Origin of the sequence: Pseudomonas saponiphila, from assembly GCF_900105185.1 — a bacterium.
GTDB classification, from domain to species: domain Bacteria; phylum Pseudomonadota; class Gammaproteobacteria; order Pseudomonadales; family Pseudomonadaceae; genus Aquipseudomonas; species Aquipseudomonas saponiphila.
Genome location: NZ_FNTJ01000001.1, coordinates 1,279,500 through 1,303,556, shown reverse-complemented (window position 1 = coordinate 1,303,556; position 24,057 = coordinate 1,279,500). Strand labels below are relative to the sequence as shown.

Annotated in this window: 24 protein-coding genes; 12 read left to right on the top strand and 12 right to left on the bottom strand. The window is 63.3% G+C overall.

Translation table 11 applies throughout. The features are described from left to right. Positions 1-106: 106 nt before the first annotated feature. Positions 107-1,429, top strand: coding sequence for an MFS transporter (locus BLV47_RS06245; protein WP_092311128.1), 1,323 nt, complete (start codon positions 107-109; stop codon positions 1,427-1,429). A gap of 94 nt (positions 1,430-1,523) precedes the next feature. Here the strand turns inward: BLV47_RS06245 and BLV47_RS06240 are convergent, their stop codons facing one another. Continuing rightward, positions 1,524-2,279, bottom strand: coding sequence for a COG4705 family protein (locus BLV47_RS06240; RefSeq protein WP_092311125.1), 756 nt, complete (start codon positions 2,277-2,279; stop codon positions 1,524-1,526). 386 nt (positions 2,280-2,665) lie between these two features. Here BLV47_RS06240 and BLV47_RS06235 point away from each other — a divergent pair, with 386 nt between their 5' ends. Together BLV47_RS06235 and BLV47_RS06230 are read left to right on the top strand one after the other, a co-directional pair. After that, a complete protein-coding gene (locus BLV47_RS06235; protein ID WP_092311122.1) occupies positions 2,666-3,118 on the top strand; it encodes a heme utilization protein in 453 nt (150 codons plus the stop codon). A gap of 165 nt (positions 3,119-3,283) precedes the next feature. Then, positions 3,284-3,913 carry a flavin reductase family protein gene (locus BLV47_RS06230; protein WP_092311119.1) on the top strand — a complete coding sequence of 210 codons (630 nt, stop codon included), beginning with the start codon at positions 3,284-3,286 and terminating at the stop codon, positions 3,911-3,913. A gap of 9 nt (positions 3,914-3,922) precedes the next feature. On the opposite strand, the gene BLV47_RS06225 is transcribed toward BLV47_RS06230, so the two are convergent. Together BLV47_RS06225 and BLV47_RS06220 are read right to left on the bottom strand one after the other, a co-directional pair. Next, positions 3,923-4,195, bottom strand: a complete 273-nt coding sequence (locus BLV47_RS06225) for a hypothetical protein (protein WP_092311116.1) — start codon at positions 4,193-4,195, stop codon at positions 3,923-3,925. A 9-nt stretch (positions 4,196-4,204) separates the two neighbouring features. After that, on the bottom strand, positions 4,205-4,570 hold the full coding sequence (locus tag BLV47_RS06220) for a putative quinol monooxygenase (protein WP_092311113.1): 366 nt from the start codon (positions 4,568-4,570) through the stop codon (positions 4,205-4,207). A gap of 328 nt (positions 4,571-4,898) precedes the next feature. Here BLV47_RS06220 and BLV47_RS06215 point away from each other — a divergent pair, with 328 nt between their 5' ends. After that, entirely contained in the window at positions 4,899-5,828 is a 930-nt protein-coding gene (locus BLV47_RS06215) for an AraC family transcriptional regulator (RefSeq protein WP_092311110.1), read from the top strand. Between the two features lie 24 nt (positions 5,829-5,852). Here BLV47_RS06215 and BLV47_RS06210 read toward each other — a convergent pair whose 3' ends face one another. Further along, positions 5,853-7,301 (bottom strand): aldehyde dehydrogenase family protein, encoded by a 1,449-nt coding sequence (locus BLV47_RS06210; protein ID WP_092311107.1) that lies wholly within the window; start codon positions 7,299-7,301, stop codon positions 5,853-5,855. Then, a complete protein-coding gene (locus BLV47_RS06205) occupies positions 7,298-8,935 on the bottom strand; it encodes a 5-guanidino-2-oxopentanoate decarboxylase (RefSeq protein WP_092311104.1) in 1,638 nt (545 codons plus the stop codon). Before BLV47_RS06205 ends, BLV47_RS06210 begins: the two co-directional genes overlap by 4 nt. Positions 8,936-9,079: 144 nt before the next feature. On the opposite strand from BLV47_RS06205, the gene BLV47_RS06200 reads away from it, so the two are divergent. Next, positions 9,080-9,961 (top strand): LysR substrate-binding domain-containing protein, encoded by an 882-nt coding sequence (locus BLV47_RS06200; RefSeq protein ID WP_092317073.1) that lies wholly within the window; start codon positions 9,080-9,082, stop codon positions 9,959-9,961. Positions 9,962-10,078: 117 nt separating this feature from the next. Here the strand turns inward: BLV47_RS06200 and BLV47_RS06195 are convergent, their stop codons facing one another. Together BLV47_RS06195 and BLV47_RS06190 are read right to left on the bottom strand one after the other, a co-directional pair. Then, positions 10,079-10,699, bottom strand: a complete 621-nt coding sequence (locus tag BLV47_RS06195; RefSeq protein ID WP_092311101.1) for an NAD(P)-dependent oxidoreductase — start codon at positions 10,697-10,699, stop codon at positions 10,079-10,081. 69 nt (positions 10,700-10,768) lie between these two features. Further along, positions 10,769-11,653 (bottom strand): MBL fold metallo-hydrolase, encoded by an 885-nt coding sequence (locus BLV47_RS06190; protein ID WP_092311098.1) that lies wholly within the window; start codon positions 11,651-11,653, stop codon positions 10,769-10,771. Between the two features lie 114 nt (positions 11,654-11,767). Between BLV47_RS06190 and BLV47_RS06185 the strand changes: the two genes are divergently transcribed. After that, the gene (locus BLV47_RS06185; RefSeq protein WP_092311095.1) at positions 11,768-12,673 is read left to right on the top strand and encodes a LysR family transcriptional regulator; all 906 of its coding nucleotides are present in this window, start codon (positions 11,768-11,770) and stop codon (positions 12,671-12,673) included. 129 nt (positions 12,674-12,802) lie between these two features. Beyond that, positions 12,803-12,979 carry a hypothetical protein gene (locus BLV47_RS36080; RefSeq protein ID WP_016968420.1) on the top strand — a complete coding sequence of 59 codons (177 nt, stop codon included), beginning with the start codon at positions 12,803-12,805 and terminating at the stop codon, positions 12,977-12,979. Here BLV47_RS36080 and BLV47_RS06180 read toward each other — a convergent pair. Continuing rightward, positions 12,972-13,886, bottom strand: coding sequence for a helix-turn-helix domain-containing protein (locus BLV47_RS06180; RefSeq protein ID WP_092311092.1), 915 nt, complete (start codon positions 13,884-13,886; stop codon positions 12,972-12,974). The two genes, BLV47_RS36080 and BLV47_RS06180, sit on opposite strands and share 8 nt — an antisense overlap. Positions 13,887-14,290: 404 nt before the next feature. On the opposite strand from BLV47_RS06180, the gene BLV47_RS06175 reads away from it, so the two are divergent. Continuing rightward, complete coding sequence (locus BLV47_RS06175) at positions 14,291-15,805, top strand: MDR family MFS transporter (RefSeq protein WP_092311089.1); 1,515 nt, start codon at positions 14,291-14,293, stop codon at positions 15,803-15,805. Positions 15,806-15,861: 56 nt separating this feature from the next. Here the strand turns inward: BLV47_RS06175 and BLV47_RS06170 are convergent, their stop codons facing one another. From BLV47_RS06170 to BLV47_RS06155, 4 genes are all read right to left on the bottom strand, one after another. Further along, the gene (locus BLV47_RS06170) at positions 15,862-16,710 is read right to left on the bottom strand and encodes a cache domain-containing protein (RefSeq protein WP_092311086.1); all 849 of its coding nucleotides are present in this window, start codon (positions 16,708-16,710) and stop codon (positions 15,862-15,864) included. Positions 16,711-16,830: 120 nt separating this feature from the next. Then, positions 16,831-17,670, bottom strand: coding sequence for an ATPase (locus BLV47_RS06165; RefSeq protein ID WP_092311083.1), 840 nt, complete (start codon positions 17,668-17,670; stop codon positions 16,831-16,833). Positions 17,671-17,776: 106 nt separating this feature from the next. Next, the gene (locus BLV47_RS06160; protein WP_092311080.1) at positions 17,777-18,769 is read right to left on the bottom strand and encodes an NAD-dependent epimerase/dehydratase family protein; all 993 of its coding nucleotides are present in this window, start codon (positions 18,767-18,769) and stop codon (positions 17,777-17,779) included. 97 nt (positions 18,770-18,866) lie between these two features. Continuing rightward, positions 18,867-19,766, bottom strand: coding sequence for a LysR family transcriptional regulator ArgP (locus BLV47_RS06155; RefSeq protein WP_092311077.1), 900 nt, complete (start codon positions 19,764-19,766; stop codon positions 18,867-18,869). A gap of 111 nt (positions 19,767-19,877) precedes the next feature. Here BLV47_RS06155 and BLV47_RS06150 point away from each other — a divergent pair, with 111 nt between their 5' ends. The 4 genes from BLV47_RS06150 (at position 19,878) to BLV47_RS06135 (ending at position 24,015) form a co-directional block, all read left to right on the top strand. Then, positions 19,878-20,282 (top strand): ACT domain-containing protein, encoded by a 405-nt coding sequence (locus tag BLV47_RS06150; RefSeq protein WP_092311074.1) that lies wholly within the window; start codon positions 19,878-19,880, stop codon positions 20,280-20,282. A 2-nt stretch (positions 20,283-20,284) separates the two neighbouring features. Then, positions 20,285-20,887 (top strand): LysE/ArgO family amino acid transporter, encoded by a 603-nt coding sequence (locus BLV47_RS06145; protein WP_092311070.1) that lies wholly within the window; start codon positions 20,285-20,287, stop codon positions 20,885-20,887. Positions 20,888-21,063: 176 nt separating this feature from the next. After that, on the top strand, positions 21,064-21,660 hold the full coding sequence (locus BLV47_RS06140; RefSeq protein WP_016966196.1) for a superoxide dismutase: 597 nt from the start codon (positions 21,064-21,066) through the stop codon (positions 21,658-21,660). A 303-nt stretch (positions 21,661-21,963) separates the two neighbouring features. Next, positions 21,964-24,015: a putative bifunctional diguanylate cyclase/phosphodiesterase gene (locus BLV47_RS06135; RefSeq protein ID WP_092311067.1), complete on the top strand. Its 2,052-nt coding sequence runs from the start codon at positions 21,964-21,966 to the stop codon at positions 24,013-24,015. The last annotated feature ends 42 nt before the right edge of the window (positions 24,016-24,057 follow it).

Genomic DNA, 24,057 nt, shown 5'->3' with positions numbered 1-24,057 from the left:
AAACCCCTCTATTCCGGGCATTTCACCCTTGGCACAGGTCCTGCTACAGCCCCTGCAGGCTGCGCTTGCGCGCGCTCCACAAAAACAATGAATAGAAGGATCCGTCATGGATATCTCTAATACCCTGCCTGCTGGGTCGGCGGCTGCGCCCGCCACAGAAAAGACCACCGCCAGCCGTCTGAAATCGATCTTCAGCGGCTCCGTGGGCAACATGGTCGAGTGGTACGACTGGTACGTCTACGCCGCTTTCTCGCTGTACTTCGCCAAGGTCTTCTTCCCCAAGGGCGACACCACCGCGCAACTGTTGAACACCGCAGCGATCTTCGCCGTGGGCTTCCTGATGCGCCCGATCGGTGGCTGGCTGATGGGCCTGTACGCCGACCGCAAAGGCCGCAAGGCCGCGTTGATGGCGTCGGTGCTGCTGATGTGCTTCGGCTCGCTGATCATCGCCCTGACCCCGGGTTACGAAACCATCGGCGTCGGCGCCCCGATCCTGCTGGTGCTGGCGCGCCTGATGCAGGGCCTGTCGGTAGGCGGTGAATACGGCACCTCGGCCACCTACCTCAGCGAGATGGCGACCAAGGAACGTCGCGGCTTCTTCTCCAGCTTCCAGTACGTGACCCTGATCTCCGGCCAGCTCATCGCCCTGGGGGTACTGATCGTGCTGCAGAACATCCTGACCACCGAGGAGCTGCAATCCTGGGGCTGGCGGATTCCGTTCGGCATCGGCGCCCTGTGTGCCGTGGTAGCGCTGTACCTGCGTCGCGGCATGGAAGAAACCGAGTCCTTCACCAAGAAGAAGGAAAAGCCGAAAGAAAGCCTGATGCGCACCCTGCTGCGTCATCCCAAGGAGTTGATGACCGTGGTCGGCCTGACCATGGGCGGCACCCTGGCCTTCTACACCTACACCACCTACATGCAGAAATACCTGGTGAACACCGTCGGCATGAGCATCTCCGACTCCACCACCATTTCTGCCGCCACGTTGTTCCTGTTCATGTGCCTGCAGCCGGTGATCGGTGCGCTCTCGGACAAGGTCGGCCGGCGGCCGATCCTGATCGCCTTCGGCATCCTCGGCACCCTGTTCACCGTGCCGATCCTCACCACCCTGCACACCATCCAGACCTGGTGGGGCGCGTTCTTCCTGATCATGGCGGCGCTGATCATCGTCAGCGGCTATACCTCGATCAACGCGGTCGTGAAGGCCGAGCTGTTCCCCACGGAAATCCGCGCCCTGGGCGTGGGCCTGCCCTATGCACTGACCGTGTCGATCTTCGGCGGCACCGCCGAATACATCGCCCTGTGGTTCAAGAGCATCGGCATGGAAACCGGCTACTACTGGTACGTCACCGCCTGCATCGCCTGTTCGCTGCTGGTCTACGCCACCATGAAAGACACTCGCAAGCATTCACGGATCGAGACCGACTGAAAACAACAGCGCCCGGGTGCAAGGCCCGGGCGCTTTTTCGCGTTTTGTGGGGAAGCTTTCGCCGGCAAGCCGGCTCCTACAAAGGCTGGACAGATCAGGACAGTTCGGCAGCGCCTTGGCGCGCGTAGCGGTTCTGCGCCCAGGATGCGCCGACGATCATCACCAGCAGAATCCCCGCCAGTACCGCCGACGAGCCGATGGTGCCGAAATCCAGGCCGCCCTTTTCATGGGACTTGGTGAGGAAGTCGCCCAGGGTCGCGCCGAACGGCCGGGTCAGCACGAAGGCCACCCAGAACAGCAACACCGACGAGAGCCTGGTGCAGTACTTGAGCAGGACCACCACGGCAATGGTCGAGCCGATCAGCAACGCCCCGCCGGCAAAGCCCAGCCCCGAATCGTCCGCCAGGTAATCGCCCAGTGCGGTGCCCAGGGTGTTGGAAAACAGGATCGCCATCCAATAGAACAGCTCGCCGCGAAAGGTCTGGATCTTGTTGACGTTCAGCGAATCGCCACTCAGGCGCCAGGCGGCGAAGATCGCCAGCAGAATCCCGATCAGGATCAGCGAACCACTGGCATAGCCCAGGCCCAGGGTACGGTCCATGAAGTCCGACATGGTGGTGCCGGCGGTGCTGGTGGAGAGAATCACGATCCAGTACAGCACCGGGTTGTAGGTCTTGGACCACAGCTGGGTGATCAGGGTCAGCAGGAATACGCTGATCAGGATCATCGAGCTGATGGCGTATCCGACATTCAGGGTCATCGACAGCAGGTCACCGGCGGTTTCCCCCAAGGTTGTCGCGCAGATTTTCATGACCCAGAAGGCCAGGGTGATCTGGGGAAGTTTGTTCATTGATCAAGGAGCTCCAAGGGTCGCATTCGAAATGGCCTGTCGTGGATTGCAGACCTGCGCGAAGGCTGAAGGCTCGGGGGTGAAAAATAGGTCGGGGCCGAATGAAAAAACCGTTGATGGTTTCTTTTAATCCTTTCCTGCCCGTGGACTGAGCCATTAACGATCAGTTAATGCCGATTTCTTAGTCTGCTACTGAATCCAAGTTGCGACTTGGTCCGTATCTGTAGTGAGGCCTGAATGCGCTGATCGGCGGTGAGTGACGCCCCTACACGCATCGATAAATTCGATTTTAATAAGCATTTATTTGCGCTTTTTAATCAAATTTACCGGAGTAGGATTCACATCAAGCCCAACGCAAACACCTCAACGAACCCGGAGACACTGCCATGAAAACCAAACTGATCCTCGCCCTGACCCTGTCGGTACTGGCTGCCAACACCTTCGCAGCCGATGGCTACGACCGCACTGGTTCCGCCACCCTCGCTGCCGATGGTTACGACCGCACTGGTTCCGCCACCTTCGCTGCCGATGGTTACGACCGCACCGGTTCCGCCACCCTCGCTGAAGACGGCTACGACCGCACCGGTTCCGCCACCTTCGCTGAAGACGGCTACGATCGCACCGGTTCCGCCACCTTCGCTGCCGATGGTTACGATCGCACTGGTTCCGCCACCCTCGCTGAAGACGGCTACGACCGCACCGGTTCCGCCACCTTCGCTGCCGATGGTTACGACCGCACCGGTTCCGCCACCCTCGCTGAAGACGGCTACGACCGCACCGGTTCCGCCACCTTCGCTGCCGATGGCTACGACCGTACCGGTTCCGCCACCATCAGTTGATCGATTCACCTGACATCACAGCCCGGCTTCGGCCGGGCTTAGTCTTTTGTGCTGCGCAAAGATCCTCCATCAGCGGTCCGAGCCGGGGGTTGGAACGCTGGAATTCGAGCAGTGCTCACTGCACTATGGCGCCCTTCACTCGCCCCACAGCAGGAACCTTGAGCCATGTCCGACGATATCCACTTCTACCAACCCGCCCTGGGCCATGGTCTGCCCCATGACCCGTTCAATGCCATCGTCGGCCCGCGTCCCATCGGCTGGATCTCCTCCCAGGATGCACAAGGCCGGCTGAACCTAGCGCCCTACAGCTTCTTCAATGCCTTCAACTACATTCCGCCGATCATCGGGTTCTCCAGCGTCGGGCGCAAAGACAGCCTGAACAACATCGAGGCCACCGGTGAATTCGCCTGGAACCTGGCCACCCGGCCACTGGCCGAGCAGATGAACCAGAGCTGCGCCGCGGTTGCCCCCGAGGTCGACGAGTTCGCCCTGTCCGGCCTGACGCCCGTGGCGTCGAAGGTCATCAGTGTGCCGCGGGTAGCCGAGAGCCCGGTGTCCTTCGAGTGCAAGGTCACCCAGATCATTCAATTGCAGCGGGCGGACAAGGAGCTGGTGCCAAGCTGGCTGATCCTCGGCGAGGTGGTCGCCGTGCACATCGCCAAGTGGCTGCTCAAGGACGGGATTTACGACACCGCCGCGGCAGAGCCGATTCTGCGCGGCGGCGGGCCGGCGGATTACTTCCAGCTGGGGCCGGAAGCATTGTTCAAGATGCACCGCCCGGGGGCGGTCAAGTAGCGCGGCGAATCAGTCGGCTTTCCAGCTCAATTCGCCGTCCTGATCGACGTCGGCCAACTGTTCGAGTTGTTGCGCGGCAGCCTGGTCGGCGTCATGGGCGGTCTTGAACTTCTGCTGATCCAGGACCTTGTGAAAACGCGGGGCGCCCGATGCTCCGAGGGCTTTGACGGCGATGGCGGCGCTGTATCCGCCCTCCCCGGGAACCACAGCGGAAACAGCTTCGTAGTGTGCAAACTCTTTGCGTGCCATGTTGCAAGTCCTGGCCAATGAAAAGTCGGCCATTCTAAACCTTCAACTGGCCAGCTTGTGCAGCGGTGCATGCTGCAGTTGGGCGTATTCGCCATGGGCTTGCAGCGCCGACACCGTGCTGAAGGTATGAAAATCCAGGCTGTTGACCACCAGCTCCTGCACCAGCTCGGTAAAGATCGCCATGGCCGGAGAGCTGAAATAGGCGGTCATCGCCTGCTGGCTGCTCCAGAAGCCTGATACCAGCCACAGGTCGGCATCGCACTGCGAATGCTGCAGGGCAAAGTGCAGGCAACCGCTGGCCTGGCGCGAGGGCTCGATCAGGCTGCTCAAGCGTGCGCCCAGTTCCTTGGAGCGCCCGGCCCGAGCTCGGACAAAGACCATGTGACTGAGCGGAATATGCGTGGACATGTACGACCCTCCCAGGGTGTTGTCGAGGCAGCCAGGGACGGGCTGCGACAGGATCAACGATACGGGGCGGGCCCTTTCGCGCGTTAGTCGATTTCTGCTGTTGATTTGCCCAATCCTGCGACAAGCAGCTTCCTGCATCGCTTGGGCGGCGGAAGGGGGCAAAAGCGTTACACCGGTGTTTCAAGCAAGTGACGCGCCCGAGCGTCGGCGCATTTTGCCTATCGCGCGGGCAAGCAGCAGGATCAGGCAAGTTTTACGCAGGATTCGCCTACCCGCGACTCTTGCACAAATTTAAGCTGTGCCGACTGCAAACACCCCGAGGCGCCCCATGTCATCACTGGATACCCTGCCGCCGCCCCTGGCTCCGGAGATGGAGCGCCAGCGCGTGGAACTGGCCGCGATCATCGCGCGCAACACCGTCGAAGACGGCAGCTACGCCACCGCCATCGACTCGCTGTTCGTCTCGCGCCACAGCAGCTCCCATCACTTCGGCTCGGTGTTGGCACAACCGGCGCTATGCATCATGGCCCAGGGCCGCAAGGAAGTGCGCCTGGCCGATGAAAGCTACAACTACGACCCGCTCAATTACCTGGTGGTCTCGGTTTCCGTGCCACTGAGCGGCAAGGTGGCAATCGTCTCGCCGCAGGAGCCGATCCTGGCCCTGCGCCTGGACATCGACCCCGGCGAAATCAATGCGCTGATCGCCGACGCCGGCCCCCTGGGCGTACCCACCCGCCCCACCGGGCGCGGCCTGTACGTGGAACGTCTGGACCCGGCGATGCTCGACGCGGTGCTGCGCCTGACCCGCCTGCTGGACACCCCGAAAGACATCGCCATGCTCGCGCCCCTGGTGCGCCGGGAGATTCTCTATCGCCTGCTGCGCAGTCCCCAGGGCCACCGCCTGTATGAGATTGCCACCGCCAACAGCCAGGGCCACCGGGTCAACCAGGCCATCAAGTGGCTCAACGGCAATTTCGTCCACCCGTTGCGCATCGATGACCTGGCCCGGGAAGTCAACCTGAGCGTCTCGACCCTGCACCATCGCTTCAAGGCCATGACCGCCATGAGCCCGTTGCAGTACCAGAAACAGCTGCGCCTGCAGGAAGCCCGGCGCCTGATGCTGGCCGAAGGGTTGGAGGCTTCGGCGGCGGGTTATCGGGTCGGCTATGAAAGCCCGTCGCAGTTCAGCCGCGAGTACAGTCGGCTGTTCGGCGCGCCGCCATTGCGGGACATGGCGCGCCTGCGGGTTGGCGGGTAACCCGGGTTCGCCGGCAGCCGGCTCCTACAGGGCGCGGATGACGTGTTTGAGCTCCTGGAAGGCTTGCAAGCCCCAGGGGCCCAGTTCGCGGCCGATGCTGCTCTGCTTGTAGCCGCCCCAGGCAGTCTGGGGAAAGATCACCTGGGGCGCGTTGATCCACACCAGGCCGGCCTGCAGGGCATTGGCGACCCGTTCGGCATTGTCCAGGTCCGCCCCCACCACACTGGCCACTAGGCCAAACTCGCTGTCATTGGCCAGCGCGACCGCCTCTTGTTCACTGCTGAAACTGCGCACACACAGCACCGGGCCGAAGATCTCTTCGCGCCACAGGGCGCTGTCCAGCGACACTTCGGTGAACACCGTGGGCTGGATGAAAAAACCCTGGGTCAATCCCGCCGGACGGCCGCCGCCACACACCAGCCTGGCGCCGACATTCAAGCCGCGCTCGATGTGCGCCAGCACGCGCCGGTATTGCGCCTGATTGACCAGGGGTCCCATGGCCACCTCCGGGTCGCACGGGTCGCCAACCCGAATAGCCTCGGCCCGGGCCTTGAGCCGCAAGAGGAAATCATCGGCCAGCTCGTCGGCGACCAACACCCGGCTGGTGGCCGAGCACATCTGCCCGGCATTGAAGAAGCCGCCGCCACAGGCCAGCTCTACCGCCAGGTCCAGGTCGGCATCGGCCAGCACCAGCAGCGATGACTTGCCGCCCAGTTCCAGGCTCACGCCCTTGACGGTTTCTGCCGCCCGCTGCATGACCTGGACCCCCACTGCGTTGCTGCCGGTGAACGAGATCTTCGCTACTCGCGGGTCCGCCGCCAAGGGTGCGCCCACCGCCAGGCCGGTGCCGCACACCAGATTGAACACGCCATCGGGCAATCCGCTGTCGGCAATGATCGCCGCCAGCTCCAGCTCCGCCAGCGGGGTCACTTCCGAAGGCTTGAGCACCACGCAACAGCCCGCCGCCAGAGCGGGCGCGAGCTTCCAGGCGGTGGTGACCATGGGAAAGTTCCACGGCACGATCAACCCGACCACGCCACAGGGCTCGCGTCGCAAGCGGGCGCCGAAGTCGGCGCTGGGCAGCGCCACCTCGGCGTCTTGAGCTTGATCCTGGCCCTCGGCCAGCCCGGCGTAATAGTCAAAGGTGGCAATCACATCGTCCACGTCCATCGCGGCTTCGAACTGCGGCTTGCCGTTGTTGCTCGACTGCAAGTGCATCAGGCGCTCACGGCGCTCGGCCACGCCACGGGCAATCCTGCGCAGCACCACGGCGCGCTCGGCACCGCTGCTGTGCGACCAGCGCGCAAAACTTCTGGTGGCAGCCCGCAGGGCCTGATCCACGGCCTCGGCACCGCCCCCCGCCACCTGCGCCAACGAGGCCTCGGTAACGGGGCTGATGACCTGCAACAGCGCGTCGCCCGCGGACCATTGGCCGTCGATGTACAGCCCGTTCAACGCCGCTTGCGCGCTCATGCCGAGACTCCCTGGGTCCAGCGCTTCTGGTCGATTTCAATCAGGGTCGGGCCCTGGCGATCCACCGCCATGCGCAACGCGGCACGCAGTTGCTCGGCGGTGTCGATACGCTCGGCAGCGCACCCCAGGCCCTGGGCCACGGCGATGAAATCCGGAGTGTAGATGTCGACGCCTACCGGTTCGATGGCGCGGTTGACCATGTATTTCTTGATCTCTTCATAGCCCTGGTTATTCCACAGCAGGACGATGACCGGGGTCCGCGCCTCCACCGCGCAGGCCAGTTCCGCAAGGGTGAACTGCAAGCCTCCGTCGCCGATCAGGCAGGCCACCGGCCGGCGCTGGCTGGGCTGCGCGCCGCCGCCGAGCCAGGCGCCAATCGCCGCCGGCAAGGCATAACCCAGGGTGCCGTAGCCGGTGGAAGCGTTGAACCAGCGCCGCGGCTGCTCGGGATTGAAGGTCAGGTTGCCGCTGTACACCGGCTGGGTGGAATCGCCCACCACGACGATCTCCGGCAACTCCTCGAGCACGGTTTCCAGCAACCGGGTCTGGGCTCGGGTCGGAGCATCCCAGAGGCGCTCAAGTTCGCTGCGCAGGGCCGCTGCCCGAACCGAGCCCCAGTCGGCGTCCCGGGTACTCAAGGGCTGTAGGGACAATTCTGCCAGCAGCGCTTGGGCGGCCATCTGCGCATCGGCCACCAGTGCCACTTTCGGCGGGTAGTTGCGCACGGTCTGATCGGGGTCGATATCGATGCGCAGCAAGGCGCCGGGAATTTCAAAGCCACCGGCGAAGGTCACGTCGTAGTCGGTTTCCGCCAGTTCGGTGCCGATGGCCAGCACCACGTCGGCCTCTGCCACCAGGGCCCGGGTCGCCACCAGCGACTGGGTGGAGCCGATCAGCAGCGGGTGCGCCGACGGCAGCAGGCCCTTGGCGTTGATGGTCAAGGCCACCGGCGCCTGCAGCAACTCGGCCAGCAGGGTCAGGGATTGCGCCGCCTCGATGGCACCGCCGCCGGCGAGTATCAGCGGGCGCTTGGCGTTGGCCAGCATCTGGCTCATGTGCGCGACAGCCGCTGGAGCGGCCCCGGCACGGGCGATCTGCACCGGCTCGCTGGCCAGCAGGTGATCGGCGGGTTGTACCAGTACATCCAGGGGAATCTCGATGTGCACCGGCCGGGGACGCCCGGCCTGGAACAGGGCAAAGGCCCGGGCCAGCACCGCCGGCAGCTCATCGGCGCTCATCAGGGTATGGGAAAACGCCGCCACGCCACCCACCAGCGCACTCTGGTTGGGCAACTCGTGCAGCTTGCCGCGCCCGCCACCCAGCTGGCTGCGGGTCTGCACGCTGGAGATCACCAGCATGGGGATCGAGTCGGCGTAGGCCTGGCCCATGGCCGTGGTGATGTTGGTCATGCCGGGACCGGTGATGATGAAACACACGCCGGGCTTGCCACTGGTGCGGGCGTAGCCATCGGCCATGAAACCGGCCCCCTGTTCGTGCCGCGGGGTGACGTGATTGATCGGCGAACGGGCCAGGCCGCGGTACAGCTCGACCGTATGCACCCCCGGAATGCCGAACACCTGTTCGACGCCATAGCCCTCGAGTAACTTGACCAGCACTTCACCGCACGTCGCCATCTCATCGCCCTTCTTATTGATTGGGTACCCGGCGGGCGCTACTGCCGGGCGCCGGGAGAGGGCTATTGGAACGGCGCGCCGGTAGCCGCAACAATGGATAAAAAGTCATACTAGCCATGTCCCCACGTCATGCCTTGGCTCCCCATGAAACGCCTGCCTCCCCTGCCCGCCCTGCATACCTTTCTGGTCACCGCCCAGTGCTTCAACTTCACCCGCGCCGCCGAGCAGTTGCACATCACGCAAGGCGCCGTGAGCCGGCAGATCGCCGGGCTGGAAAGTCACCTGGGTTATCCGCTGTTCCAGCGTCAGGCTCGCGGCCTGAGCCTGACGGCCGAGGGTCAGGAATGGCTGCCGCGGGTGCAGCAGGTGTTCGAATTGATCAATGGCGCGGTGGACGAGATCGGCGGGCGCAATCGCCACCTGCGCCTCAAGGCTCCGACCTGCGTGATGCGCTGGCTGCTGCCGCGCTTGTTGCAGTGGCAGAAGGAACGCCCCGAGGTGCCGGTGCAACTGACCACGACCATTGCCCACGGGGTGGATTTCGGCCGCGAGCCGTTTGACGCGGCGGTGATGTATGGCGCGCCGCCGCCCCCGACCCTGGGCTCGCGGCACCTGTTCAATGAACAGCTGACCCCGGTCTGCTCGCGGCCGCTGCTGGAGGGCGCGGTGCCACTCAAAAGCCCCGCCGACCTGCAACAGCACCTGCTGTTGCACCCATCCCACGACCAACGGGACTGGCAGACCTGGCTCAAGGCCGCGGGCACGCCGCTGGACACACTGGGCAAGGGCCAGCACTTCGAAACCCTGGACCTGGCCATGTCGGTGGCGTCCCAGGGCACAGGCGTGGCGATTGGCGATTGGGCGCTGATTGGCGACGACCTGAGTGCCGGGCGGCTGGTCATGCCCTTTGAATTGAAGGTGCCCACGGGGCAGGCGTATTACCTGGTGTACCCGGAGCGCCCGGGCCCTTCGGCGGCCTTGCAGGAACTGCTGGACTGGCTGGTGGAGCAGGCCCGACAGCGCTGAACGAGAAAAACCTGATGCCGGTAGACAGCAAAAAGGCCCGCGAGGGGCCTCCAGCTTTTGCCGCAATACTCCGCTAGCCGCCTACAACTGGCGGCTAGCGGGGCAATCGGCGGTTGATCAGTAACCGACAGTGAAGCGCTGGCGGCGATGAGCCGGTTTTTCCACCTCATCGAGCATGGCAATCGCGTAGTCGGCAAAGCTGATCCAGCTGCGGCCTTCGGCGCTGACCAGCAGATCGTCCTGGCCCAGGCGGAAGTGCCCGGTACGCTCACCTTCGACGAATTCCGCCGACGGCGAGAGGAAGGTCCAGTCCAGCTCCTGCTCCTGCTCCTTGCGCAAGGTGTCCAGGTACACGCCACCGGCGCTGGCCTCGGCCTTGTATTCCTCCGGGAAGCCCGGGCTGTCGATGACCTTGATGCCGCCGGGCAGCAGCAGCGAACCGGCCCCGCCGACCACCAGCAGACGCTTGACCCCGGCCTTTTTCACCGGGTCGATGATCGCGCTGGCCGGGATGGTGGAAAAATGCGCGGCACTGATCACCACGTCGTGACCGGCCACTGCCGCCTGCAGCGCAGCACTGTCGGCCACATCCACTTCGCGGGTGACCACACCGGCACGCTGGCCGATCTTCGCCGTGTTGCGAGCGATGGCGGTGACGCTATGGCCGCGACGCAGGGCTTCTTCCAGCAGTTGGCTACCGGCACGGCCGGTGGCGCCAATGATTGCGATGTTGCTCATGATGTGTCTCCAGTTGGCTAAGAGAGTACAGAGGCATCCGCTCCCGAAAGGGAGCGGGTCAAACCGGTTTCACCACTTCATTTCGCCCTTGGCGACCTTGGCGCTCAGCTCCAGGGAGCTGTCTTCGCCCAGGTCCGGGTAACGCTTTTTCATGGCCGCGATCAGCTCGGCGGAATCCTTGGCCTTGGTGGTTTCCTCGTCGAAGGCCTTGATGTAGTCCGCGGTGAAGTGCACCGGGGCCAGGGTCCGCGCGCTGTCACCCAGGAAGTGCCCAGGGATCACGGTCTTGGGCTGCAAGCCCTCGATGGTCTTCAGGGTGCTCAGCCAGTCCGCATGGGATTGCGGAGTCTGAGTATCGGCCATCCACACGTGGATGTTTTCCGCGACCACCACACCACCGACAACGGCCTTGATCGAAGGAATCCAGACAAAGCTGCGGTCCGGTTGCTTGCCGTCCAGGCCGATAACGTCGAGTTTCTGCCCTTCCAGGGTCAGGCTGTGGCCCTTGAGCACGCCCGGCACTATGGTCTTGGCCGGCACGTCAGCGCCCATTTTCGGGCCCCAGAACGCCAGCTTGCCGTCCACCGTGGCCTTGATGTGATCCACGGTCGGCTGCGAAGCCACGACCTTGGCGTCGGGGAAGGCGGCGGTCAGGGTGTCGAGGCCGAAGTAGTAGTCCGGGTCACCGTGGCTGATGTAGATGGTGGTCAGGTGTTTGCCGCTGGCGCGAATCTTCTCCACCAGCTGCTGGGCCTGGGACTTGCCGAACTGGGCATCCACCAGGATCGCGTCCTTCTTGCCGCTGACCAGCACCGAAGTCACCGGGAAGATGGCATTGGCGCCCGGGTTGTAGACATCCAGCTTCAGGCTGGGCTCGGCGGCTGCGGCATGGGCGGCGAAACCCAGGGTGGCGGTGGCCAGCAGCAGGCGTTTGAATGAGGTGAATCCGATCATGAAGGCAGCTCCGGCATCAGTGGACTGGGTGAGAAGTGGACAAAGCTTAGTTGCCAGACTCGTTACAAAAAATGCGATGCTTGAACATAGTTTGTTTCTGAAAGCGGGCAAATCATGGATCGTCTCCAAGCAATGCGGGTCTTCGTCACCGTCGTCGACCTGGGCAGCCAGTCGGCTGCCGCCGACCACCTGGACCTGTCGCGTCCCGTGGTTTCACGTTATCTGGCGGAACTGGAAGACTGGGTCGGTGCCCGGTTGATGCACCGCACCACGCGCAAGCTGAGCCTGACCGCCGCCGGTGGCGAGATCCTGCCCCGCTGCCGACAGATGCTGGAGCTGTCCCACGACATGCAGGCGGCGGTCGGCGAGCCTGACGACGCGCCCCGCGGGCTGCTGCGCATCAGCGTCAGTACCTCGTTCGGCCAATCGCAACTGGCCGATGCCATGGCCGACTACGTCAAACGCTATCCGGGCGTGAGCATCGACCTGCAGATGCTCGACCGCACGGTGAACCTGGTGGATGAGCGCATCGACCTGGCCATTCGCACCAGCAATGACCTGGACCCGAACCTGATCGCCCGCCGCCTGACCGTCTGCCGCTCGGTGATCTGCGCGTCCCCGGCCTATCTGCGCGAACACCCGGCGCCGCAACGGGTGGAAGAGTTGAGCCGGCACAACTGCCTGACCCACTCCTACTTCGGCAAGAGCCTGTGGCATTTCGAACAGGACGGCGAGCAGGTGTCAGTGCCGGTACAGGGCAACATCAGCGCCAACGAAGCCAGCACCCTGCTGCGCGCCACCATGGCCGGCGCCGGTATCGCCATGCTCCCCAGCTATCAGGCCGGGGAGCACATCAAGCGCGCGGAGCTGGTGCGCCTGCTGCCCCATGCCGAACCGCGCAAGATGAACATGTACGCGGTCTACGCCTCGCGCAAACACATGCCCGCCACCCTGCGCAGCATGCTGGACTTCCTGGTCTTGAGATTCCCCCAGGAACCGCTCTGGGACGTGGGGCTTTAGCCATGCAATCGATCGGCTGAATACCTCGCCAATCAGACCGGCCAGCGGTCTGGCAGGCACCGGCAACTGACCTATGCTGATAACAGTACCCCCTAAAATCACGGGGGTATTGCTTCAGAGGTCTTCGCCATGAACGTCAAGACAAGAAGGTACCTGGCCATCTTCATGACCTGCACCGTGACTCTGGCGCTGTACGGTACCGCGGCCTATCGCGTCGAGCAGGCCCGCATGCAGCCGCGCAACTATGCCAGTTGCAACCTGGAACGCTGCATCCCCCACAACGCCACCCTGAACGCCCTCAGGTGAGCGGCGGGGCCAGGTCGTCTCCGGCCTGATCGGCCTTGAGCCGATCACGGAACACCTTGGGCGAGATGCCTTCGCGGCGGCGGAACAGCCGGGTGAAGTTGGTGGGATCGGAAAACCCCAGCTCATCGGAGATCTCGTAGATGGTCATCCCGGTGTAGGTCAGCAGGCGCTTGGCTTCCAGCAACTGGCGCTGGTGGATGATCTGCAGCGCCGGTTGCCCGGCCAGCTCACGACAGGTGCCATTGAGGTGCGACACCGAGATGCCGAGTTTCTGCGCCAGATCCTCGACCTTCAGATGCTCGCGGTAGTGGGCCTCGACCAACTGGATGAAGCCGTTGAAATATTCCCGGGCGCGCTGCGGACGCTGACTGGCGCTGCTGCACTGCAGAGCGCGGCGCCCGACCCAGACCACTATCGTGCTCACCAGCGCATGCATGAGCATTTCCCGGGCAGGTTGCTGTCCCTGGTATTCGTTCTGCAGGGCGGCGAACTGGACGTTCAGGTAGTGCGCATCCTCCCCGGCCGGATAGCTGCCCGACTTCGCCAGGGCGGTTGCCGAGGGCCCCAGTTGAGCTTGCAAATGGCTGACCAACGGCGCGGCCAGGGTCACGACAAAGCCCTCGATGTCTTCGGAAAAACGAAAGCCGTGCACCGACAGCGGCGGCAACACCTGGACCAGCGGCTCGTCCAGCAGCCTGTGCTGGCCTTCGACCTGCAATTGCGCCTGCCCGCGACTGATAAACAGCAACTGGCAGAGGTCGGCGTGTCGATGGGGTTTTATTTCCCAATGGTGCTCGCGACTGCGCTGGCTGATGGGTTCGCAATGAAGCAGGTCCGGGGTGGGCCAGCCCAGGCTTTCACCATAGAGTTTGAACACGGGAATGGGCGCAAGGGCAGGCTTGTTCATCACTACAGTCCAGGCCTCAGAGTAACGGGGGGACATTTGCACCGATGGGCGAAATGCTCGGGGTAACTGCCAGGTTGCACCGATCAGTTGACAGGTTCACCCAGGAAAAATGCAAGCACCGCAAACACCAACGAACGTTCGTACAGTCAAGGTTCAGGCGGCCGGCACAGGGCCAACACTATACAGAATGCGTCCCATTACCCGGCATCAGCAAGTACCACAAAGCTTTTCCGAAACCTCGCGGCCGAGACTGTCTGACGCGATACCCCGAGTTGAAAAAACCTGCATGAAAATCACCGGGGACCTGGCTTGCCGAGCTATCCGATAGCTCCCTATCGAGTACACTGACGCCTATCCCCGCCGGCTGTGCCGCACCGGGTCAATTACCGCCCGCAGGTTCTTTCGTGACTCATTTCCAACAACCCGTCCCGACCAAACCGGCCATCCGCAGCGTGCTGATCGCCCTGATGCTGGCGATCTTTCTCGGCGCCCTGGACCAGACCATCGTCGCTGTCTCCATGCCGGCGATTTCCGCCCAATTCAAGGATGTCAGCCTGCTGGCCTGGGTCATCTCCGGCTACATGGTGGCGATGACCGTGGCCGTGCCGATCTACGGCAAGCTCGGCGATCTCTATGGCCGGCGACGGCTGATGCTGTTCGGCATGGGCCTGTTCACCCTGGCTTCGCTGTTTTGCGGCCTGGCGCAGAACATGGAGCAACTGGTGCTGGCGCGGATCTTCCAGGGCATCGGTGCCGGCGGCATGATCTCGGTAAGTCAGGCGATCATCGGCGACATAGTCCCGCCCCGGGAGCGCGGTCGCTACCAGGGCTACTTCAGCAGCATGTACGCGGTGGCCAGCGTCGCCGGCCCGGTACTGGGCGGCTACATGACTGAGTTTCTCTCCTGGCGCTGGGTGTTTCTGATCAACCTGCCCCTGGGCCTGGGCGCCTGGTGGGTGGCCCATCGCACCCTGGTCGGGCTGCCGGTGCCCCAGCGCAAACCGATCATCGACTACCTCGGCACCGTGCTGCTGATCATCGGCCTCAGCGCCCTGCTGCTGGGCATCACCCAGGTGGGCCAGGGCCACTCCTGGCGCAGTGCCGAGGTGCTCGACCTGCTGGCCCTCGCCGTCATCGTCCTGGCCCTGTTCGTCTGGCATGAACGGCGGGCTCGGGAACCCCTGCTGCCAATGCACCTGTTCGCCAACCGCAATGCGCTGCTGTGCTGGTGCACGATCTTCTTCACCAGCTTCCAGGCCATCTCGCTGATTGTGCTGATGCCGCTGCGCTTCCAGAGCATCACCGGGGCCGGAGCCGACAGCGCCGCCCTGCATCTGCTGCCCTTGGCCATGGGCCTGCCCATGGGCGCCTACTGCGCCGGCCGCCTGACCTCAGTGACCGGCCGCTATAAACCCATGATCTTAGGTGGTGCGCTGCTGATGCCGGTGGCGATTCTCGGCATGGCCCTGGTGCCGCCCCAGGCGCTGCTGCCGAGCAGCCTGTGCATGTTGCTCTGCGGAATCGCCAGCGGCATGCAGTTCCCCACCTCCCTGGTGGGCAGCCAGAATTCGGTGGAGCAGCGGGACATCGGCGTCGCCACCAGCACCACCAACCTGTTTCGCGCCCTGGGCGGTGCGGTGGGCGTGGCGCTGATGTCGGCGCTGCTGCTGGCCTTGCTGCAAGACTCCAGCCTGGCCCATTTAAGCGGCGCCGGGCTGATGGGCGAGGGCTCATCCGGCAACGCCCTGCTGGAAGGTCTGAATGCCGCCCCCGGCCCCGCGCGGGAGGCCTTGCGCAGCGAACTGCTGCTGACCTTCCGGCATCTGCTGCTGGTCAGCGCCGGGGTTTCCCTGCTGGGTCTGGCGGCGGCCATTGCCATGCCCAACCGGCTGTTGCGCGGGCGTGAAGACAAGGCCTGAGGGATCACCCGCAGCCAGCCGCCAGAGCAAAGCGGCTGGCGGCCCGGAACCGCGACTCAGGGGCTGTAGTACCCCACCGCCACCAGCAACCGGCCCACCTTGCGCAGAAAGGCGTGCTTGTCTTCGACCTTGCCGGTCACCGGATTCTTCCAGCGGTACTGGTATTCCCCCTGGTCCTGGCGAGCCATGAGCGCCAGGATCGGTTCCCCCACCGGCTTGCCCTCGGGATCCCTGACCTTGGCGAAATCGGTGTTGAGCAGCCGCAGGTTGGTGCCGTGGGCCAGATAGCGCCGGCTGTCGAGGTCGACCACGAACACATACAAATCGTCTTCGAGAAACCCGCCCCGCAGATCATTGATGGCTTTGAGGGTGCCCGCGCGATCGCGTTCCAAGGCCGTGGCCGCCCGCTCCAGCAAGGCCTTGGCCTGGTCGGCCGAGGCCCGTGGCAGGTAGTACCCCACCGCCAGGATGCGCTCGCCGATACGCTGGAAATACACATGCTTGCGCTCGATCTTGCCGTCGGCCCAGTTCTGCCAGCGGTATTCGGCCTGCTGGATGCCATTGGCCTCGGGAATCTTCAGCGCGTCCTTGAACGCCTTGCGCAGGTCCGGCCCCAGTACCTCGGAGACATCACGGCCAATCAGCGCCGACGAAGGGCCACCGCTGGCCAGCATCACGCCCCGGGTATCGACCACGAACACATAGCGATCACGATCGACGAACTCACCCTGACGACTGAACGCCGCGAACGCCTTGTCACCCTGGTCGTGGTAATGGCGCAGGGCCTTTTCCAGCAACGCGCGGGCCGCCACTCCATCATCGGCCGCCGGTACCGCCGCCTGCAGCGATCCGATGCATAGGCACAACAGCCATCCCAGCCAGGTAGTTTTCCTCACTCGCCTCATCGCTCGCTCCTCGTTCACGTTGGCGTGTGAAGAGCGTAGACGGCGGCAGGATATGGTCGAGTATTCAGCAAACCCTGGCTGGCCCTCCCCGACGCCACGGGCAACGGGAGGGCTGAGCCTTCAAGGGCGGTTGTTGATCTGCTGCTGCAGGTTCTGAATCTGGCTTTGCAGGGTATTGATGTTGCGGGTGACCTGACCACGGAAGGCATCGAACTCGGCAGTACTGGCGCCGTTCTGCGCGGCGGCGGGACGATTGTCCTGTTCACTCTTGAGCACCACCAGCTCCTGCTCCAGGCGCTCGATGGCGGCGCTCGGGTTGCCCTGTTTTTTCAGCGCAGCCAGATCGGCATTCAGACTCTTGAGCTGGGCATCGAGCTTGCCGGCATCGCCCTGGGCGCCCTTGAGGCTCGCCAGCTCAGCACTCAGGGCTTTTACCTGGGCCTGCAACTGGCTGTTGGCCGCCTGCTGTTCGCTGGTCTGGGCACTCATCTGTGCCAGGCGCTTGTCCAGGTCGGTAGCCTGGCCCGCCACCCCCTGCTGCTGTCGGCTCTGGTCCTGCAAGCGGTTTTCCAACTGCTTGATCTGCAGTTTCAACGCTTCGCTGTCAGTGGTGACATTGGTCTGGCTGGCCACCACCTTGCCGGAAATGTCCTGCAAGCGGCCGGCGGCCTCTTCGCTGATCCTGGCGAAGCTTTCCTGGGTCGCCACCAGTTGCTGCTCCATCAACGAGATCTGCTGGAAGCTCCACCAGGCCAGACCGATGAAGGCAAAGAACAGCGCACCGACCAGTGCCCACAAAGGACCAGTGCTGGGACTCTTGACCTTGACCACCGGGGTGCTGCGCGAATGCACGGTGGTGCGTTCGCGGGCAGCATGGGTGGTGGGGAAGACATCGTCGTCGAGGGGATCGGCGCGCAGACTTGGAACGTCATCGAAGTCATCGTGTGCATCGTTACGCATGGGGCAACCTTTATGGACCGCGGTGATGGCTGAGTGCGGCGAGTATAAACCGCTAATCAGCCCGGCCAATGGACCGGACCGGGCAAACAGGGTTCAGTCTTTGATTTCAGCTTATGTCCTGAGCCTTCCACCAGGTGCAGAACTCATCCAGGGCGGCCCAAAGACTGACCTTGGGCTCATACCCCAGATAATGCCGGGCACGACTGATGTCCAGGGTGAAGTTCTTGTCCATGACCTGCATGCCCAGGCGCGACAGCGTGGGCTCCGGGCGCCCGGGCCAGAGTTTGCAGAACCCCTCGTTGAGCGCCGCGACGCTGTAGGCCAGGCCAAAGGAGCGATAGCGGGTGACTTGCGGCACCTGCATCTGGCGCATCACGTAGTTGACCACGTCCCACAGCGGCACCGGCGCGCCGTTGCTGATGTTGTAGACCTTGCCCAGGGCCGAGCCGCCGACCTGCAGGCTGCTGAACAGGGCCTCGTTAAGGTTGTGCACGCTGGTGAAGTCGACCTTGTTCAGGCCATTGCCGACGATGGCCAGGCGACCTTTGCGCTGCATCTTCAACAGCCGCGGAAAGATACTCATGTCGCCGGCACCCGTGACAAAGCGCGGGCGCAAGGCAATCACCTCCAGGCCGAACTCCTGGGCGCCGAAGACCTTCTGCTCGGCCAGGTACTTGGTGGCCGCATACGGGTGCTTGAAGCGCTTGGGCACCTGTTCCTCGGTCAGCCCCAGATGATCGCGACCATCAAAATAGACCGACGGCGAAGACAGGTGCACCAGGCGTTGCACCCGCTGTTTGAGGCAGGCTTCGACCACGTTCTCGGTGACCAGCACATTGCCCAGGTGGAAGTCCTGATAGCGCCCCCACAGGCCCACGGCACCGGCGCAATGCACCACGGTATCAACGTCGCGGCACAACTCGCGGACCAGATCGGCATCGCTCAAGTCGCCCGGGATGAACTGCGCGCCACGGCGCACCAGATGCTCCACCGCTTCGGCACGCCGGCCATTGACCCGCACCTCCAGGCCCTGCTCAAGGGCAAAGCGAGCAAAGCGCCCGCCGATAAAGCCGCTTGCGCCGGTAACCAGAATCTTCATGAAATCTTCCTAAGAAAGCAGTGACGAGCCCGGAGCTACAGGCTGCAAGTTAAAAATCAGTGCGCAAGCTGTCTACTTGCGGCTTGTCGCTTGACGCTTATGGCTGCTCCCAGGGCACCAGCCATTGCGCAGATAGACGGGCCAGGTGCTCGGTCAACAACCCGAGCAGTTGCCCGCCGTTGCGCCAATGATGCCAGTACAACGGCACATCGATGGGTTTATCCGGCAAAAGCTCCACCAGCGAACCGCGCTGCAGTTGCTCGCGAACCTGCAGCTCGGGCACCAGGCCCCAGCCTAGACCGGCTTCGGTGAGGCGGATGAACCCCTCGGATGACGGGCACAGATGATGCTCGAAACCGCCGTTGACGCCCAGGGAAGCGAGGTAGCGATGCTGCAGGAAGTCGTCGGGACCGAACACCAGCGCCGGGGTCCGGGCCAGTTGCTCGGCACGCACGCCCAGGGGAAAGTGCCGGGCAATAAATGCCGGGCTGGCCAGGGCCCGGTAGCGCATGGCCCCCAGCAGCAGGCTGCGGGCACCCGCCACTGGACGCTCGCTGGCGCAGACACAGGCGGCCACTTCCCCGGCCCGCATGCGCTTGAGGCCCACGGTCTGGTCCTCCACCACCAGGTCCAGCAGCAGGTGCTGCTCGGCGCAGAAGTCCCCCACGGCCTGGGCCCACCAGGTGGCCAGGCTGTCGGCGTTGAGGGCAATGCGCAAGCGCTCCGGTAACCCTTCTTCATCCAGGGTCGGCACCAGGCTTTGCAGGTCCCGCTCCAGCAGACGCACTTGCTGCACATGGTTGAGCAGGCGCCGGCCGATTTCCGTGGGCGCCGGCGGTGTCGCCCGCACCAGCACCGGCTGCCCGACCCGGGCCTCCAGCAGCTTGATGCGCTGGGAAATCGCCGACTGCGACAGCCCCAGCACCTGGGCCGCCCGCTCGAAACCTGCCTGTTCGATCACCGCAGCCAGGGCAGAAAGCAGCTTGTAGTCGAACATCATTTTTCCTAATGAGTGATCAGCAATATTGGTTTTTCTTATACGGCATGCAACCGGAAAATAGCCAGCCTCAAGCCTCGGTAATACCTCTTAGTTCAAGGATTTTTGTTCATGGCCGGTGAAACTTCCCTCACAACCCTGCTGCGCAGCATGAGCCCGCAGCTCAACGACGGCGAATACGTGTTCTGTAGCCTCGCTGACCACAGCCTGCTGCAGGGCGCCGAGGTGCTGGGCAGCTTTCGCGAACAGGAAGGCCTGACGGTGATCATCCAGCGGCAGGAGGCCGAACGCCTGGGACTGGTCTTCGATTATGTCGCCGCCTGGATCACCCTCAATGTGCATTCGGCACTCGAAGCGGTGGGCCTGACCGCCGCCTTTGCCGGCGCTCTGGGCCGGGCCGGGATCAGTTGCAACGTGATCGCCGGCTACTACCACGATCACCTGTTTGTCGGCCAGGCCGATGCCCGGCGGGCCATGCAGGTGCTGCAGCAACTGGCCGCCGGCGAGGAGCAGTAATCATGTGGCAAAGCTATGTCAACGGCCTGTTGGTGGCCGCCGGCCTGATCATGGCCATCGGTACGCAAAACGCTTTCGTCCTGGCCCAGAGTCTGCGCCGTGAGCACCACCTGCCGGTAGCGGCACTGTGCGTCACCTGCGATGCCCTGCTGGTGGCCGCCGGCGTATTCGGCCTAGCCACGGTGCTCGCCCAGAGCCCGATGCTGCTGGCCGTGGCGCGCTGGGGCGGCGCGGCGTTCCTGATCTGGTATGGGGCCCAGGCGCTGCGCCGGGCCTGCGCCAGGCAAAGCCTGCAGCAGGGCGAAGGCCAGACTGCGCGCTCCCTGCGGGCAGTGATGCTCAGCGCCCTGGCGGTAACCCTGCTCAACCCCCACGTGTACCTGGACACCGTGCTGCTGATCGGCTCGCTGGGGGCTCAGCAGACCGAACCGGGCGCCTATGTGGTCGGCGCTGCCAGCGCTTCGCTGCTGTGGTTCTTCACCCTGGCCCTGGGTGCTGCCTGGCTGGCTCCCTGGCTCGCCCGACCGAGCACCTGGAGGGTGCTCGACCTGCTGGTAGCGGTGATGATGTTCAGCGTGGCGTTGCAATTGATCAGCGCTGCATGACTTATTGCAAAAGGCTCTGGAACCTCTATCCCACACAGTTGTTGCGTGGTTAAGCCGCACCCCCGGTGCTATGATCCGATCCCTGCGCCGCAAAGAGTACAAACTCCCCGGCGCATGTCCGGCCGCCCGTGATCGGCCTTGCGCTCACCGCAACTGACCTGATTAGGAGAATCATCATGGCTTTCGAATTGCCGCCGCTGCCTTATGCACACGACGCCCTGCAGCCGCACATTTCCAAGGAAACCCTGGAATACCACCACGACAAGCACCACAACACCTATGTCGTGAACCTGAACAACCTGGTGCCAGGCACCGAGTTCGAAGGCAAGACTCTGGAAGAGATCGTCAAAACCTCTTCGGGCGGCATTTTCAACAACGCAGCCCAGGTCTGGAACCACACTTTCTACTGGAACTGCCTGGCGCCAAACGCCGGCGGCCAACCAACCGGCGCCCTGGCTGATGCCATCAACGCGGCATTCGGTTCGTTCGACAAGTTCAAAGAAGAATTCACCAAGACTTCGGTTGGCACTTTCGGTTCCGGCTGGGGCTGGCTGGTGAAAAAAGCCGACGGTTCCCTGGCCCTGGCCAGCACCATCGGCGCCGGCAACCCGCTGACCAGCGGCGACACCCCGCTGCTGACCTGCGACGTCTGGGAACACGCCTACTACATCGACTACCGCAACGTTCGTCCCAAGTACGTCGAAGCGTTCTGGAACCTGGTCAACTGGAAATTCGTGGCTGAGCAGTTCGAAGGCAAGAACTTCGTCGCTTAAGTCCGTTTGCAGTACAAAAAACCCGGCCTGGCCGGGTTTTTTTTGCCTCTGACAAAGCTGGCATCTTGTCCCGCCCAGCCGAGACGCTAAGATTAATCTGATGCAAAAAACAACGCCGCCCCTCAAGTTGCAAGGCGTCGCTACCGACACACTATCCACAGCTGGCGCAATCCTGAATCTGATCACCCGGGCCCGGCCCGCAGACGTCCTGTTTTCGGCGCTGATGTCACTTTGACGGCTATCACGGGATTGCCAATACTCATGGCAACTTGACGCTACACGCACGGAACAAGGAATAGCCCTTTGAAGCTGGAACTCAAAAACAGCTTGTCGGTGAAGTTGCTCCGGGTTGTGCTGCTGTCGGCACTCATCGTCGGCGTGGTTCTGAGCTGCGCCCAGATCGTCTTCGACGCCTACAAGACCCGGCAGGCGGTCGCTAACGATGCCCAGCGCATTCTCGACATGTTTCGCGACCCATCGACACAGGCTGTCTACAGCCTGGATCGGGAAATGGGCATGCAAGTCATTGAAGGCCTGTTCCAGGATGACGCGGTGCGCATGGCCTCCATTGGCCACCCCAACGAAACCATGCTGGCGGAGAAAACCCGCGAACTGCAGCATTCCCCCAGTCGCTGGCTGACGGATCTGATCCTTGGCCAGGAACGTACCTTCACCACCCAACTGGTTGGCCGTGGGCCCTACAGCGAGTATTACGGCGACCTGAGCATTACCCTGGACACCGCCACCTATGGCCAGGATTTCATCATCAGTTCGGTGATCATCTTTGTCTCAGGAGTACTGCGCGCCCTGGCCATGGGCCTGGTGCTGTATCTGGTCTATCACTGGTTGCTGACCAAGCCGCTGTCACGAATCATCGAGCACCTGACCAACATCAATCCCGACCGCCCCAGTGAACACCAGTTGCCCCTGCTCAAGGGCCACGAAAAGAACGAGCTGGGCATCTGGATCAACACCGCCAACCAGTTGCTGGCCTCCATCGAGCGCAACACCCATTTGCGCCACGAAGCGGAAAACAGCCTGTTGCGCATGGCCCAATACGACTTCCTCACCGGCCTGCCCAATCGCCAGCAACTGCAACAGCAACTGGACAAGATCCTGGTGGACGCCGGCCGCCTGCAACGCAGGGTCGCCGTGCTCTGTGTCGGTCTGGACGACTTCAAGGGCATCAATGAACAGTTCAGTTACCAGACCGGCGACCAATTGCTGCTGGCCCTGGCCGACCGCCTGCGGGGTCACAGCGGCCGTCTCGGCGCCCTGGCACGTTTGGGCGGCGACCAGTTCGCCCTGGTCCAGGCCGATATCGAACAGCCCTATGAAGCGGCGGAACTGGCACAAAGCATCCTCGACGACCTGGAAGCCACCTTTGCTCTGGATCATCAGGAAATCCGCCTGCGCGCCACCATTGGCATCACCCTGTTCCCGGAAGACGGCGACAGCACGGAAAAACTCCTTCAGAAAGCCGAACAGACCATGACCCTGGCCAAGAGCCGCTCACGCAACCGTTATCAGTTCTACATCGCCAGCGTCGACAGCGAGATGCGCCGGCGCCGGGAACTGGAAAAGGACCTGCGCGAGGCCCTGGTCCGGGAACAGTTCTTTCTGGTCTATCAGCCGCAGATCAGCTATCGCGACCATCGGGTAGTGGGGGTCGAGGCCCTGATCCGCTGGCAGCACCCCGAGCACGGCATGGTGCCGCCGGACCTGTTCATCCCCCTGGCGGAACAGAACGGCACCATCATCGCCATCGGTGAATGGGTGCTGGACCAGGCCTGTCGCCAACTGCGGGAATGGCACGACATGGGCTTCACCGACCTGCGCATGGCAGTCAACCTGTCCACGGTGCAACTGCACCACGCCGAACTGCCGCGGGTGGTCAACAACCTGCTGCAGATCTACCGCCTGCCGCCCCGCAGCCTGGAACTGGAAGTGACCGAAACCGGCCTGATGGAAGACATCAGCACCGCCGCCCAGCACCTGCTGAGCCTGCGCCGCTCCGGGGCGCTGATCGCCATCGATGACTTCGGCACCGGCTATTCGTCCCTGAGCTACCTAAAAAGCCTGCCCCTGGACAAGATCAAGATCGACAAGAGCTTCGTGCAGGACCTGCTGGATGACGACGACGATGCCACCATCGTGCGCGCCATCATCCAACTGGGCAAAAGCCTGGGCATGCAAGTGATTGCCGAAGGCGTGGAAACCGCCGAACAGGAGGCCTACATCATCTCCGAAGGCTGTCATGAAGGTCAGGGCTACCACTACAGCAAACCCCTGCCAGCCCGGGAGTTGAGTGCCTACCTGAAACAGGCGCAGCGCAGTAACGCGGCCATCCTCTGAACAGGGCATTGCGCCGGTCCCCGGGCTGACGCAATCCCGCGC